The sequence below is a fragment of the Mesorhizobium sp. M4A.F.Ca.ET.050.02.1.1 genome (assembly GCF_003997725.1).
Taxonomy (GTDB): Bacteria; Pseudomonadota; Alphaproteobacteria; order Rhizobiales; family Rhizobiaceae; genus Mesorhizobium.
Genome location: NZ_RZSG01000007.1, coordinates 1 through 13,752 on the forward strand (window position 1 = coordinate 1; position 13,752 = coordinate 13,752).

At 65.2% G+C, this 13,752-nt stretch carries 13 protein-coding genes; 11 read left to right on the top strand and 2 right to left on the bottom strand.

The window, feature by feature from the left end:
* The first annotated feature begins 45 nt into the window (after positions 1–45).
* The 9 genes from EOA33_RS01305 (at position 46) to lpdA (ending at position 9,500) form a co-directional block, all read left to right on the top strand.
* The gene (locus EOA33_RS01305) at positions 46–342 is read left to right on the top strand and encodes a hypothetical protein (protein WP_126057455.1); all 297 of its coding nucleotides are present in this window, start codon (positions 46–48) and stop codon (positions 340–342) included.
* On the top strand, positions 269–685 hold the full coding sequence (locus EOA33_RS01310) for a PIN domain-containing protein (RefSeq protein ID WP_126057456.1): 417 nt from the start codon (positions 269–271) through the stop codon (positions 683–685). Before EOA33_RS01305 ends, EOA33_RS01310 begins: the two co-directional genes overlap by 74 nt.
* Before the next feature lie 27 nt (positions 686–712).
* Positions 713–1,618, top strand: a complete 906-nt coding sequence (sucD, locus tag EOA33_RS01315) for a succinate--CoA ligase subunit alpha (RefSeq protein ID WP_126057457.1) — start codon at positions 713–715, stop codon at positions 1,616–1,618.
* A gap of 146 nt (positions 1,619–1,764) precedes the next feature.
* Positions 1,765–4,752, top strand: coding sequence for a 2-oxoglutarate dehydrogenase E1 component (locus tag EOA33_RS01320; protein WP_126057458.1), 2,988 nt, complete (start codon positions 1,765–1,767; stop codon positions 4,750–4,752).
* A gap of 30 nt (positions 4,753–4,782) precedes the next feature.
* Positions 4,783–6,006 (top strand): 2-oxoglutarate dehydrogenase complex dihydrolipoyllysine-residue succinyltransferase, encoded by a 1,224-nt coding sequence (gene odhB / locus EOA33_RS01325; protein ID WP_127404783.1) that lies wholly within the window; start codon positions 4,783–4,785, stop codon positions 6,004–6,006.
* Between the two features lie 17 nt (positions 6,007–6,023).
* Positions 6,024–6,809, top strand: coding sequence for a DUF4241 domain-containing protein (locus EOA33_RS01330; RefSeq protein ID WP_126057460.1), 786 nt, complete (start codon positions 6,024–6,026; stop codon positions 6,807–6,809).
* Entirely contained in the window at positions 6,809–7,318 is a 510-nt protein-coding gene (locus tag EOA33_RS01335; RefSeq protein WP_126057461.1) for a hypothetical protein, read from the top strand. Before EOA33_RS01330 ends, EOA33_RS01335 begins: the two co-directional genes overlap by 1 nt.
* A complete protein-coding gene (locus EOA33_RS01340) occupies positions 7,315–8,070 on the top strand; it encodes a glucose 1-dehydrogenase (RefSeq protein WP_126057462.1) in 756 nt (251 codons plus the stop codon). The genes EOA33_RS01335 and EOA33_RS01340 overlap by 4 nt, the downstream gene beginning before the upstream one ends.
* Before the next feature lie 23 nt (positions 8,071–8,093).
* Positions 8,094–9,500 (top strand): dihydrolipoyl dehydrogenase, encoded by a 1,407-nt coding sequence (gene lpdA, locus EOA33_RS01345; RefSeq protein ID WP_127404784.1) that lies wholly within the window; start codon positions 8,094–8,096, stop codon positions 9,498–9,500.
* A 673-nt stretch (positions 9,501–10,173) separates the two neighbouring features.
* Here the strand turns inward: lpdA and EOA33_RS01355 are convergent.
* Positions 10,174–11,238 carry a TraB/GumN family protein gene (locus tag EOA33_RS01355; RefSeq protein WP_127404785.1) on the bottom strand — a complete coding sequence of 355 codons (1,065 nt, stop codon included), beginning with the start codon at positions 11,236–11,238 and terminating at the stop codon, positions 10,174–10,176.
* Between the two features lie 154 nt (positions 11,239–11,392).
* Positions 11,393–12,331, bottom strand: a complete 939-nt coding sequence (locus EOA33_RS01360) for a tyrosine recombinase XerC (RefSeq protein ID WP_126057465.1) — start codon at positions 12,329–12,331, stop codon at positions 11,393–11,395.
* A 119-nt stretch (positions 12,332–12,450) separates the two neighbouring features.
* On the opposite strand from EOA33_RS01360, the gene rimM reads away from it, so the two are divergent.
* Positions 12,451–13,053 (top strand): ribosome maturation factor RimM, encoded by a 603-nt coding sequence (gene rimM, locus EOA33_RS01365; protein WP_126057466.1) that lies wholly within the window; start codon positions 12,451–12,453, stop codon positions 13,051–13,053.
* On the top strand, positions 13,050–13,745 hold the full coding sequence (gene trmD / locus EOA33_RS01370) for a tRNA (guanosine(37)-N1)-methyltransferase TrmD (RefSeq protein ID WP_126057467.1): 696 nt from the start codon (positions 13,050–13,052) through the stop codon (positions 13,743–13,745). Before rimM ends, trmD begins: the two co-directional genes overlap by 4 nt.
* Positions 13,746–13,752: the final 7 nt, after the last annotated feature.

The window sequence follows — 13,752 nt, forward strand, 5'->3', positions numbered from 1 at the left end:
CATAATCACACATATTATTCCTGTGTATTTATGTGGAGACGGACGATGAAGAACGTCACCCTGGCCATGGACGAAGCTCTGCTCGAAAAGGCGCGAGGCCTCGCGGAGCATCGCAAGACAACACTCAACGCCCTGATCCGCTCGCTGCTCGCGCATGAGGTCGAACAGGAAGACCGGATCGCCTGGGCGCGGGAAGGCATGCGCAGGCTGATGGAGGAATCGCCGCTCGACCTAGGCCCCGAATACAAATGGAACCGGGACGAGATCTATGCCGAACGAGAGGATAGAATGCTTTCTCGACTCGAACGTCCTCCTGTACGCGGCTTCGGAGAGGACAAGTGATCCTCGCCGCCACGATATCGCGCAAAGGCTTGTGCTCGGGACCGTGTTCGGTGTCTCCGGCCAGACCTTGGCCGAGTTCGCGAATGTCGCGAGACGCAAGTCGGCCTTTGCCGATGCTGTGGTCGACCGGTGGCTGGTCTTTCTCGGCGCGCTTCCGTTCGTCCCGGTCGACCAGGCCTATGTCATCGCGGGCCTTCGTCTCGCGCGCCGCTATCAACTCAAATACTATGACGCAGCACTGCTCGCGGCCGCGGAGCGACTTGGCGCGCCGATCTTCTACACCGAGGATCTCAATCACAACCAGGTTTACGGCTCGGTCCGGGCCGTCAATCCTTTCTTGTAATCGCTGAATTCAGAGGCGTTCTCACCCATGTCCATTCTCGTCGACAAGAACACCAAGGTTCTCGTGCAGGGCCTGACCGGCAAGACCGGCACGTTCCATACCGAGCAGGCGCTGGCCTATCACGACACCAAGATGGTGGGCGGCATCCACCCGAAGAAGGGCGGCGAGACCTGGACCGGCGCCAAGGGCGAGAGCCTGCCGATCTTCGCCACGGTCGCCGAAGGCAAGGAAAAGACCGGCGCCAACGCCTCCGTCATCTATGTGCCGCCGGCGGGCGCGGGCGAGGCCATCATCGAGGCGATCGAGGCCGAGATCCCGCTCATCGTCTGCATCACCGAAGGCATCCCGGTGATGGACATGGTCAAGGTCAAGGCGCGGCTCGACCGCTCGACCTCGCGGCTGATCGGCCCGAACTGCCCGGGCGTGCTGACGCCCGACGAATGCAAGATCGGCATCATGCCCGGCAACATCTTCCGCAAAGGCTCGGTCGGCGTTGTTTCCCGCTCGGGAACCCTTACCTATGAGGCAGTCTTCCAGACCACCAATGTCGGCCTCGGCCAGACCACCGCCGTCGGCATCGGCGGCGATCCGGTCAAGGGCACTGAATTCATCGACATGCTGGAAATGTTCCTCGCCGACGACGAGACCAAGTCGATCATCATGATCGGCGAGATCGGCGGTTCGGCCGAGGAAGACGCCGCGCAGTTCCTCAAGGACGAAGCCAAACGCGGCCGCAAGAAGCCGATGGCGGGCTTCATCGCCGGGCGCACGGCACCGGCCGGCCGCACCATGGGCCACGCCGGCGCGGTCATCTCCGGCGGCAAGGGCGGCGCGGAAGACAAGATCGCGGCGATGGAATCGGCCGGCATCAAGGTTTCGCCGTCGCCGGCAAGGCTCGGCACGACGCTGGTCGAGGCGATCAAGGGTCAGTGAATAGTGAATGGTGAATAGTGAATGGCAAGTACGGATGAGTGGCGGTGCAAAATCGAGGGAAGTCCCGGGTTTTCTGCTGACCATTCACCACTCACTATTCACCATTCACCCTGAAAAGGAGACGGAGCCAGGCTCCGACAAGTGACATGGCACGACAAGATCAGGCCAACGACCAATTCTCGCTCACCTCTTTCCTCTATGGCGGCAATGCCGACTATATCGACGCGCTTTATGCCGCCTATGAGGACGATCCTGAATCGGTCAATCCCGAATGGCAGGACTTCTTCGCGGCGCTGAAGGACGACGCCGCGGACGTTCGCAAGAACGCCAAGGGCGCTTCCTGGGCCAAGCCCTCCTGGCCGATGCAGGCCAATGGCGAACTGGTGTCGGCGCTCGACGGCAATTGGGGCCTGGTCGAAAAGGCGATCGAGAAGAAGGTCAAGGAGAAGGCGGTCACCAACGGCGTCGTCCTGTCCGATGCCGACGTGCACCAGGCGACGCGCGATTCCGTGCGCGCCATCATGATGATCCGCGCCTACCGCATGCGCGGCCATTTGCATGCCAATCTCGACCCGCTCGGCATCGCCAAGCCGCTCGAGGACTATAACGAGCTGTCACCCGAGAATTACGGCTTCACGTCAGCCGATTACGACCGGCCGATCTTCCTCGACAATGTGCTCGGGCTCGAATTCGGCACCATCCGGCAGATGCTGGAGATTCTCACCCGCACCTACTGCTCGACGCTCGGCGTCGAGTTCATGCACATCTCCGATCCGGAAGAAAAGGCGTGGATCCAGGCGCGCATCGAGGGCGCCGACAAGGAGATCACCTTCACCGCGACCGGCAAGAAGGCGATCCTGCAGAAGCTGATTGAATCGGAAGGCTTCGAGCAGTTCGCCGACGTCAAGTACAAGGGCACCAAGCGCTTCGGCCTCGACGGCGGCGAAGCCCTGATCCCGGCGCTGGAGCAGATACTCAAGCGCGGCGGCCAGCTCGGCCTGAAGGAGGTCGTGCTTGGCATGGCGCATCGCGGCCGCCTCAACGTGCTCTCCCAGGTGTTGGCCAAGCCGCACCGCGCCATCTTCCACGAGTTCAAGGGCGGCTCGGCAGCACCCGACGAGGTCGAGGGCTCGGGCGACGTCAAGTACCATCTTGGCGCCTCGTCGGACCGCGAGTTCGACGGCAACAAGGTGCACCTGTCGCTGACCGCCAACCCCTCGCATCTGGAAATCGTCGACCCGGTGGTGATGGGCAAGGCGCGCGCCAAGCAGGATCAGCTCGCCGGCCGCGAGCGTGGCGAGATCGTGCCGCTATCGGAACGCGCCAAGGTGATGCCGCTCCTGCTGCACGGCGACGCGGCCTTCGCCGGCCAAGGCGTGATCGCCGAAATCCTCGGCTTGTCCGGCCTGCGCGGCCACCGCGTTGCCGGCACGCTGCATTTCATCATCAACAACCAGATCGGCTTCACCACCAATCCGCGCTTCTCGCGCTCCTCGCCCTATCCGTCGGATGTGGCCAAGATGATCGAGGCGCCGATCTTCCACGTCAATGGCGACGATCCGGAAGCCGTGGTGCACGGCGCCAAGGTGGCGACCGAGTTCCGCATGAAGTTCCACAAGCCGGTAGTGGTGGACATGTTCTGCTACCGCCGCTTCGGCCACAATGAGGGCGACGAGCCGGCCTTCACCCAGCCGATCATGTACCGCGCCATCCGCACCCACAAGACGACGGTGCAGATCTATGCCGACCGGCTGATCGCCGAGGGCCACATCACCCAGGCCGAATTCGACAAGATGAAGGCCGACTGGCGGGCGCATCTGGAAGTCGAATGGGAGGTTGGCCAGTCCTACAAGCCGAACAAGGCCGACTGGCTGGACGGCGCCTGGTCCGGCCTGCGCACGGCCGACAACCAGGATGAGCAACGGCGCGGCAAGACCGCCGTGCCGGTCAAGACGCTGAAGGAGATCGGCAAGAAGCTGACCGAGGTGCCGAAGGGTTTCGAGGCGCACAAGACGATCGTCCGCTTCCTCGAGAACCGCCGCCAGTCGATCGAATCCGGCGAAGGCATCGACTGGTCGACGGCCGAGGCGCTGGCCTTCGGCGCCATCCTTCTCGACGGCAACCCGATCCGCCTCTCCGGCCAGGACTCGGAGCGCGGCACCTTCTCGCAGCGCCATTCGGTGCTCTACGACCAGCGCGACGAGACGCGTTACATCCCGCTCAACAATCTGTCGGCGGCGCAGGCCGGCTACGAGGTCATCAACTCGATGCTGTCGGAAGAGGCCGTGCTCGGCTTCGAATATGGCTACAGCCTGGCCGAGCCGAAGGCGCTGACGCTGTGGGAAGCGCAGTTCGGCGACTTCGCCAACGGCGCCCAGGTGGTGTTCGACCAGTTCATCTCATCCGGCGAGCGCAAGTGGCTCAGAATGTCGGGGCTCGTCTGCCTACTGCCGCATGGCTATGAGGGCCAGGGACCCGAGCACTCGTCGGCCAGGCTCGAGCGCTTCCTGCAGCTCTGCGCCGAAGACAATATGCAGGTGGCCAACGTCACCACGCCGGCCAACTACTTCCACATCTTGCGCCGGCAATTGAAGCGCGATTTCCGCAAGCCGCTGATCCTGATGACGCCGAAGTCGCTGCTGCGCCACAAGCGGGCGGTGTCGACGCTTTCGGAGATTTCGGGCGAAAGCTCGTTCCACCGGCTGTTGTGGGACGACGCGCAGCTGTTGCCGAACCAGGCGATCAAGCTGACCAAGGATTCCAAGATCCGCCGCGTCGTGCTGTGTTCGGGCAAGGTCTATTACGACCTCTACGAGGAACGCGAGAAGCGCGGCATCAACGACATCTACCTGTTGCGCGTCGAGCAGCTCTATCCGTTCCCGGCCAAGGCGCTGATCACCGAACTGTCACGCTTCCGCAATGCCGAGATGGTGTGGTGCCAGGAGGAGCCCAAGAACATGGGCGCCTGGTCGTTCATCGACCCCTATCTGGAATGGGTGCTGGCACATATCGACGCCAAGCATCAGCGGGTGCGCTACACCGGCCGTCCGGCCTCGGCCTCGCCGGCGACCGGGTTGATGTCGAAGCATCTCAGCCAGCTCGCCGCCTTGCTCGACGACGCGCTCGGCGAATAGAACCTTAACGAGACAGAACGGACAGGCACAATGGCTACCGAAATCCGCGTCCCCACCCTCGGCGAATCCGTCACCGAAGCGACCATCGGCAAATGGTTCAAGAAGGTTGGCGACGCGATCGCCGCCGATGAGCCGCTGGTCGAGCTCGAGACCGACAAGGTGACGGTGGAAGTGCCGTCCCCGGGCGCCGGAACGCTGGGCGAGATCATCGCAAAGGAAGGCGAGACGGTCGGCGTCGGCGCGCTGCTCGGCTCGATCTCGGCCGGCGGCGAGGCGGCGGCGCCCGCGACCAAGCCGCAAGCCGTGTCGCAGGCCTCCAGCCCCGAGGCGGCGTCCACCGTCAAGCAGGCTGCCGCCGAGACCGCCAAGATCGCCGGCGATGCCGGCGCGATCGAGCAGCGCTCCATGCCGCCGGCGCCGGCGGCGGCGAAGCTGATCGCCGAGGCCAACCTCGCGGTCGACCAGATCACCGGCACCGGCAAGCGCGGCCAGGTGCTGAAGGGCGACGTGCTCGACGCCATCGCCAGGGGCGCGCCGTCGCCGGCCGAAGACGCCCCGCGCGAGGAGCGCGTGCGCATGACCAAGCTGCGCCAGACCATCGCGCGGCGGCTCAAGGAAGCGCAGTCGACCGCCGCCATGCTCACCACCTTCAACGAGGTCGACATGAGCGCGGTGATGGCGCTGCGATCCAAGTACAAGGACGTGTTCGAGAAGAAGCACGGCGTGAAGCTCGGCTTCATGGGCTTCTTCACCAAGGCGGTGACGCATGCGCTGAAGGAGATCCCGGCGGTCAACGCCGAGATCGACGGCACCGACATCATCTACAAGAACTTCGCCCATGTCGGCGTCGCCGTCGGCACCGACAAGGGCCTGGTGGTGCCGGTGGTGCGGGATGCCGACCAGATGGGAATAGCCGAGATCGAGAAGGAGATCGGCCGCCTCGGCCTCGCCGCGCGCGACGGCAAGCTTTCCGTCGCCGACATGCAGGGCGGCACCTTCACCATCTCCAATGGCGGCGTCTACGGGTCGCTGATGTCGACGCCGATCCTGAATGCGCCGCAGTCGGGCATCCTCGGCATGCACAAGATCCAGGACCGGCCGGTGGTGGTCGGCGGCCAGATCGTGATCCGGCCGATGATGTACCTGGCGCTCAGCTACGACCACCGCATCGTCGACGGCAAGGAAGCGGTGACCTTCCTGGTGCGCGTCAAGGAAAGCCTGGAGGATCCGGAACGGCTGGTGCTCGATCTGTGATCGAAGGCTGACCCGCTATGAGTGGCTGGCTGGAGCACCTGGGGTTCGGGCTGGGGCGTGCGGCGCGCGGCTTACAGCGGGTTTTTCGGCGCGGCCTTGTCGGACTGGGCCTGTCCACGGCTATCCCTTCGCTGGCAATCGCCGCACAATGGGATCCGGCAAAGGCGAGCAGCAACCTCGGTATCTTCGCGCTCAGCGAGACGCAACTGGCGGAGCGCAAGATAGCGATCACGCCAATCGGAGACCTTGAGTTGCCGACAGGTGAGATCATCGCCTGCGATCCCCTGGTTACAAGCGATGACTGGCCGGCGCTGAGCCGCAAGGTGAAGCCCGGGCACTATCCGGTTTCGCTGTTCGAGGCGCAGGGCCGTGTGGCGGCGGCCTTCCTACGCTTCCATCCCGGCACGCCGGTGCGCTGGGAACTCGCCACCATGCCCGGCCAGGATATCGCGACGCTTAAGGCCGACGAGATCTTCGGCTATCCCGTCGATGCCGGTCTGGGCTCGTTCATGGACAAGACGGCGATGGCGCTGATGTCGGCCGCGCAGGACAGGCTAAAGCCCGACCAGAATTATTATGACGATGTGCTGGCGGCCGAATTCGCGCCCAACCAGGATCGGTTCGTCATGCATCATCCGGTCGCCGGCAAGGCGACCAACATCGCGATGTTCTGGAGCGGTTGGGGCGACGGCTTCTATCCGTCCTTCTGGGGATTGGACGCGGCCGGCGAGCCGCTGGTCTTGATGACCGATTTCGGCGTGCTCGAAAACGCCGACGGCCGCGAGAGCAGCCAAGCCAACTGATGGCAAACGTCACCTCGCCCATAATCGGATATATGGCCGGTTCGCTGGCTGTCCTCGCAGCGGGTCATGAGGCCCACGCCGCCTGCCCGCTGGAACTCGCCGTCTATGGCGATGCCGAAAGCGAGGCCGGCATCGATTTCAGGCCGACCATGGACTCGGCCACCGTCACCAACAGCTTCAAGATGCTGCTCGACAAGGGCGTGGTGCTGGACGGTATCGTCATGTGGACCGACGGCGTGGCGCGGCCGCATGGCTCGCTGATGTACAAATGCCCGACCGGCGACGTGACCGGCGATGAACTCGCCGCCTGCACGGTGTGGGAGGGCGTCGTCTACAGCGCCGACGACAAGGGCAACATCGCGCTGCTGCCGGCCGAAGGCGCGGAGGCGCCGAAAAGCCTGATCTTTCCAGATCTAGGTGCTTCGCTGCAGATGTCGGCCGCCTATGGCCCGGACGGCTTTTCCAAGGTGCCGTGGGATGTCTTCCTGCTGAAAGGCTGCCAGGAATGAGCGCGGACAAGAAGACGCTGCTGGTCACCGGCGGCAGCCGCGGCATCGGCGCCGCCATCTGCCGGCAGGCCAGCCAGGCCGGCTATCGTGTCGCTGTCAATTTTGTCTCCAACCAGGCAGTCGCCGAGGCGCTCGTCGCCGAACTCAAGGCCGCGGGCGGCGAGGCCATTGCCGTCAAGGGCGATGTCGGCAACGAGGCCGATGTGCTGGCGATGTTCGAGGCGGTGGACAGAACCTTCGGCCGGCTCGATGCTTTCGTCAACAATGCCGGCATCGTCGACGCCAAGACGCGCGTCGACGAGATGAGCGCCGCGCGGGTAGAGCGCATGATGCGCGTCAATGTCGTCGGCTCCTTCCTCTGCGCGCGTGAGGCGGTCAAGCGCATGTCGACCCGGCATGGCGGCAAGGGCGGCGGCATCGTCAACATCTCTTCCGCCGCGGCGAGGCTGGGTTCGCCCGGCGAATATGTCGACTACGCCGCCTCCAAGGGCGCGATCGACACTTTGACCATCGGCCTGGCGCGCGAGGTGGCGACGGAAGGCATCCGCGTCAATGCGGTCAGCCCCGGCATCACCGACACCGAGATCCACGCGTCCGGCGGCCAGCCCGATCGTGTGGCGCGGATGCAGGATATGCTGCCGATGAAGAGGGCGGGGACGGCCGATGAGGTCGCCAGCGCCGTTCTCTATCTTCTGTCGGATGCGGCCTCCTATATAACGGGCGCGATCCTGAATGTGAGCGGCGGCCGCTGAAGGCCGGATAAAGGGACAACACCATGGCTTATGACGTTGTAATCATCGGATCGGGACCGGGCGGCTATGTCTGCGCCATCAAGGCGGCGCAGCTCGGGCTGAAGACGGCGGTGATCGAGAAGAACGCCACCTTCGGCGGCACCTGCCTCAACATCGGCTGCATCCCGTCGAAGGCGCTGCTTCACGCCTCCGAGATGTTCGCCGAGGCCGGCCATTCCTTCGACACGCTCGGCGTCGAAATCGGCACGCCGAAGCTCAATCTGAAGAAGATGATGGCGCACAAGGACGCGACCGTGACGGCCAACGTCAACGGCGTCGCCTTCCTGTTCAAGAAGAACAAGATCGATAGCTTCCAAGGCACCGGCAAGGTGGTCGCAGCCGGCAAGGTCTCGGTCACCGGTGAGGACGGCAAGGTCGAGGAGATCGAGACCAAGAACATCGTGATCGCCACCGGCTCGGACGTTGCCGGCATTCCCGGCGTCAAGGTCGACTTCGACGAGAAGGTGATCGTGTCGTCGACCGGCGCGCTGTCGCTGGAAAAGGTGCCGGGCCATCTGGTGGTGGTCGGCGGTGGCGTCATCGGGCTGGAGCTCGGCTCGGTCTGGGCCAGGCTCGGCGCCAAGGTCACTGTCGTCGAATTCCTCGACGCCATCCTCGGCGGCGTGGACGGCGAAGTTTCGAAACAGTTCCAGCGGCTGCTTTCCAAGCAGGGTTTCGAGTTCAAGCTCGGCGCCAAGGTCACCGGAGTCGCCAAGGCCAAGAAGGGCGCCAGCATCACCTTCGAGCCGGTGAAGGGAGGCGCCGCCGAAACGATCGCCGCCGACGTGGTGCTGGTCGCCACCGGCCGCCGCCCCTATGCCGACAGCCTCGGGCTGAAGGAAGCCGGCGTCGAGGTCGACGAGCGCGGCCGCGTCAAGACCGACCGGCACCTCAGGACCAACGTGCCCGGCATCTACGCCATCGGCGACGTCATCGCCGGGCCGATGCTGGCGCACAAGGCCGAGGACGAGGGCGTGTCGGTGGCCGAGATCATTGCCGGCCAGGCCGGCCATGTGAACTACGACGTGATCCCGAGCGTCGTCTATACCAGCCCGGAGATCGCCTCGGTCGGCAAGACCGAGGAGGAGTTGAAGAAGGCCGGCATCGACTATAAGGCCGGCAAGTTCCCGTTCACCGCCAATGGCCGGGCGCGCGCCATGCTGCATACCGACGGCTTCGTCAAGATCCTGGCCGACAAGCAAAGCGACCGCGTGCTCGGAGTCCACATCGTCGGCTTCGGCGCCGGCGAGATGATCCACGAGGCGGCGGTGCTGATGGAGTTCGGCGGCTCGTCGGAAGATCTAGCCCGTACCTGCCACGCACACCCGACGATGTCGGAAGCGGTGAAGGAAGCGGCGCTGGCCACCTTCTTCAAGCCGATCCACATCTAGCTGCGCGCCACGCGGCGGCGCCGAACGCCCGTCGAAAACGTGGTTGCCACCAAACAAAACGGCCCGCCTTTCGGCGGGCCGTTCGTCGTTGAGCTAAGCCTGATTACGGAGACGGCGCAGGTGCCGGAGCGGGCGCCGGGGCCGGTGCTGGCGCGGGAGCCGGCTCTGGTGCCGGAGCGGGCGCTGGCGCAGGTGCCGGGGCAGGTTCCGCAGGTTTCATCGGCTCGGGAGCGGGCGCCGGTGTGCTGGCGGCCGGCGGCTCGGCGGGCGCCGGAGCTTCGCCGCTTCTTCCGAAAACATAGTAGGCAACAATGGCCAGGATAATGACCACCAGGGCAATCAGCCAGCCACTGCCGCCGCCGCCCGATCTGGGAGTGTCGTTAGGGTTCGCCATAAAAGTGTCCTCCGTGGATGAAAAGTATCAAATAACAACCGTCAACGCGCGACCGTTGAACGGGTTTCATACTAGGCCCGGAAAATGCTGAAAGCAGGGCAATTCTGACCTGGGATCCCCTGCCGGCAGGCATTTCCACCACAAAATGGGTCGGGATCGAGCCGAACCCGGTCTTTCGACACCATTCGGCACGAAACCGGGGAGCCTTGCGCCGCCAAGTCACGAATCAGCACGGCACCGGCGCTCCTTCCCGATCGAAGCGCAACCCGGCCGTGCGGATCAGTCGACGGCGGTCACCGTGTAGCCGGCCTTGCGAAAATCCTCGACCAGCCCCTGCGGGCCGGGAAGGTGCAAGGCGCCCACCGCGATGAAGGCATTGCCCCTGGCCAAGAACGGCGCGGCATGATCGGCCATCACCTTGTTGCGGCTGGTGATCATGGTTTCCTCGAAGGCGGCGTAGCTGGCCGGATCGTCGGCGTCGCCGGGCAGGACTGCTCGAAACAGCGGCCAGAACATGCCGGTGTCGCCGTGCTGGTAGAGCACGATCATGGTTTCGTTGACGTCATTGACCTTGTCGCCGAGCTTCAACGTGTCGACCAGGCCCTTCATGTGGAAGGCAAGCGGCACCGAGGCCATGGCATGAAGCTGGTCGGCGACGGTCTCCAGCCCCTCGACGGCCTTGCCCGAGGCCTTGGCGTCCTCGGCGAGCTTGACGTCGAGCACCGGCGCGCCGCCGGCCTTGCGCGCCAGCTCGCAGGCCGGCAGCGCCACCATGGCCGACAACATCCACGGCTTCATCTTGGCGACGGTCGCCGGTGGAATGCCGCGCGCGTCGAGCGCCTTGTTCATCGTCGCCGCGTCGTCGGGCGACAGCAGCGAGGACAGCGTGGTGCTGTCGGTGAACATCATCAGGTCCGGCTCCTTGACGAGCGCGGCCATCATCTTCTGCTGGTCGAGCACTTCGGTGGTCTCGATGACGACCGTGTCGGCGGCGCCGAAAGCCTTTCGCGCGGACGCCGGCAGCGTGGTGACGCGCGGATCGGTCATGTGCATCGTGCCGAACAGGAAGGAAGGCTTTTCGCCCGGCTTTTCGAGTTTCCAAAGGAGGCCCTTGCCGTTCGGCGTCGCCGCCGCTTCGGCCTCGATCTTGCGATAGGTGGCCGGATCGTCCTTCTGCAGCGCGCTCAGCATGTCGTTGCCGCCGCAGGCTGCAGCTTCGGCATGTGCCCTGCCGGCCAGCAGCAGGACGACGAGGAAGGACAGGAAGAACAGTACGTTCAGCGCGACAAGCAGCCTCAGCGACACGAGGGCCGCGCGATCAGCGATGGCGATGACGCGTTTCATGAGGAAGCGTCTTAGCGCTGAAAAGCGGCAAAACAGTTAATCGACAGAATGAAATTGTTTTCGGTGCTGTTGGTCTTAACAACAGCTTGCGTTGTCCGATGATGTCCTGACGATCAACCGAAAGGCCCATCGCGTCGCCTACGAAGTCGGCGGTTTACGCCCGTGGATGCGCGGATTCGTAGATCTCCAGCAGCCGCGCGGTGTCGACGCCGGTGTAGATTTGGGTCGTCGACAGGCTGGCGTGGCCGAGCAGTTCCTGGATGGTGCGCAGGTCGCCGCCCCGGCCGAGCAGATGCGTGGCGAAGGAATGGCGCAAGGCGTGCGGCGTGGCGGTGTCCGGCAGGTTGAGCGCCGAGCGCAGCTTCGCCATGTCGCGCTGGACGATCGCCGGATTGAGCGGCCCGCCGCGCGCGCCGCGAAACAGCAGGCCCTTCGGATCAATATGGAAGGGGCAGAGCCGGCGGTATTCGGCGACCGCGCGCAAGGCAACCGGCAGCACCGGCACCAGCCTGGTCTTGCCGCCCTTGCCGATGATGCGCAGCACCGTGTCCGTCTCCGACACCAGCTCGGCGCCGGCGAGGCCGAGCGCCTCGGAAATGCGCAGGCCCGAGCCGTAGAGCAGCGTCAGCACGGCGGCGTTGCGGGCGGCGATCCAGGGCTCTTCCGCCAGCTGGCCTTCGACGGAGACGACGTCTCTTGCATCACTCGCCGTCAGCGGCTTGGGCAGCGATTTCGGCTGGCGCGGCGCGCGCAGCGCCGCCGCGCCCGCAGCATTGGCGAGGCCGCGGCGTTCGAGGAAGCGCAGCAGCGAGCGGATACCGGCCAGCCCGCGGCCGAGCGTGCGGGCACCGGCGCCGGCGTTGCGGCGGGCGGCGAGGAATCCGCGCAGATCAGCCGGGCGCAACTCGGCAATGTCGGATATGCCGGGCGGGCCGCCGCAATGGCCGGTCAGGAAATGCAGGAACTGGCGCGTGTCGCGCTCATAGGCTTCCACCGTCTCCGGCGACAGCCGCCGTTCGCGCGCCAGCATCTTCAGCCAGTTCTCGCGCGCCGCCTGGAGGTCGGGCTTTGCCGGGATGAGGAATTCCTGCATGGCGGCATTGTCCGCCAGTCGGGTTAGGAAGCGGTGAAGAGGCGATCATTGGAATGACGCCGGGCGATCATTGAAATGACGGCTGGGGAGGGTTAGAGCAGGGCAAAGGATGTCGCGCCATGACCAAGCCCCAGAACCCCGTCCAGCTGGCCGTGATCGGCGCCGCACATGGCATCAAGGGCGAGCTGCGGGTGAAGACCTTCACCGGCGATCCGCTGGCGCTCGCCGATTACGGGCCGCTCTATGCCAAGGACGGCCGCGCCTTCCAGATCATCGACATCCGGCCCGCCAACACCGTCGTGGTGGTGCGTTTCAAGGGTATCAGCGACCGCAATGCCGCCGAGGCGCTTTCCGGCACCGAACTGTTCGTCGATCGTTCGGTGCTGCCTGACGACGGCGAGGAGGACGAGTTCTATCACGCCGACCTGATCGGGCTGGAGGTCAGGGACGACACCGGCGCGGCCATCGGAAAGGTCGTCGCCGTGCACAATTTCGGCGGTGGCGACATACTCGACGTGACGCTTGCCGGCCGCAAAGGCGTACTGATTCCGTTCACCCAGGCCGCTGTCCCGCAGGTGTCGGTCGCCGAAGGGTTCGTCCGCGTCGATCCGCTGGCGGCGGGGCTGGTCGAAGACGAGGATGGCCAGGCCGCTCCCGGCCGCGACGGCTTCGACCCGAAGGGCCGGCCGCGCGGACCGAAGGACGCCGGGGGCAATCGGTGAGCTTTGTTGCCTCGGTGCTGACGCTCTATCCGGAGATGTTTCCCGGTCCGCTCGGCCTATCGCTGGCCGGCCGGGCGCTGGAAGCCGGCACATGGTCGCTTGAGGCGATCCAGATCCGCGATTTCGCCACCGACAGGCATCGCACCGTCGACGACACGCCGGCTGGCGGCGGCGCCGGCATGGTGATGCGCGCCGACGTGCTGGCGAAAGCCATCGACCATGCCTCGCCGCCGGGTGATGCGCGCGCCCGCCTCTTGATGAGCCCGCGCGGAAAACCCCTGACGCAGGCCCGCGTGCGCGAGCTTGCCGCCGGGCCTGGCGCGGTGATCCTGTGCGGCCGCTTCGAGGGCGTCGACCAGCGGGTGATCGACGCGCGGGGATTAGAGGAGGTCTCGGTCGGCGACTTCATCCTGTCGGGCGGTGAGCCGGCCGCGCTGGTGCTGCTCGATGCCGTGGTGCGGCTCTTGCCGGGCGTCATGGGCAATGCGGTCTCCGGCGAAGAAGAGAGTTTCGAGAACGGCCTGCTCGAACATCCGCACTATACGCGGCCGCAGGAGTTCGAGGGCCGGCCGATTCCCGATGTGCTGATCTCGGGCAATCACAGAAAGATCGCAGAATGGCGGCGGGCCGAGGCAGAGAAGCTGACCAAGGAGCGGCGGCCGGATCTGCTGGCGGACGATCCGCCCCGGTAGCTCGAGC

Bases quoted from the DNA above. Each gene is read 5' to 3' on its own strand.
- EOA33_RS01355 (WP_127404785.1), bottom strand. From the start codon at position 11,238: ATGAAACGCGTCATCGCCATCGCTGATCGCGCGGCCCTCGTGTCGCTG.
- EOA33_RS01360 (WP_126057465.1), bottom strand. From the start codon at position 12,331: ATGCAGGAATTCCTCATCCCGGCAAAGCCCGACCTCCAGGCGGCGCGC.
- sucD (WP_126057457.1), top strand. From the start codon at position 713: ATGTCCATTCTCGTCGACAAGAACACCAAGGTTCTCGTGCAGGGCCTG.
- EOA33_RS01330 (WP_126057460.1), top strand. From the start codon at position 6,024: ATGAGTGGCTGGCTGGAGCACCTGGGGTTCGGGCTGGGGCGTGCGGCG.
- rimM (WP_126057466.1), top strand. From the start codon at position 12,451: ATGACCAAGCCCCAGAACCCCGTCCAGCTGGCCGTGATCGGCGCCGCA.
- EOA33_RS01305 (WP_126057455.1), top strand. From the start codon at position 46: ATGAAGAACGTCACCCTGGCCATGGACGAAGCTCTGCTCGAAAAGGCG.
- EOA33_RS01310 (WP_126057456.1), top strand. From the start codon at position 269: ATGCCGAACGAGAGGATAGAATGCTTTCTCGACTCGAACGTCCTCCTG.
- EOA33_RS01340 (WP_126057462.1), top strand. From the start codon at position 7,315: ATGAGCGCGGACAAGAAGACGCTGCTGGTCACCGGCGGCAGCCGCGGC.
- odhB (WP_127404783.1), top strand. From the start codon at position 4,783: ATGGCTACCGAAATCCGCGTCCCCACCCTCGGCGAATCCGTCACCGAA.
- EOA33_RS01320 (WP_126057458.1), top strand. From the start codon at position 1,765: ATGGCACGACAAGATCAGGCCAACGACCAATTCTCGCTCACCTCTTTC.
- EOA33_RS01335 (WP_126057461.1), top strand. From the start codon at position 6,809: ATGGCAAACGTCACCTCGCCCATAATCGGATATATGGCCGGTTCGCTG.
- lpdA (WP_127404784.1), top strand. From the start codon at position 8,094: ATGGCTTATGACGTTGTAATCATCGGATCGGGACCGGGCGGCTATGTC.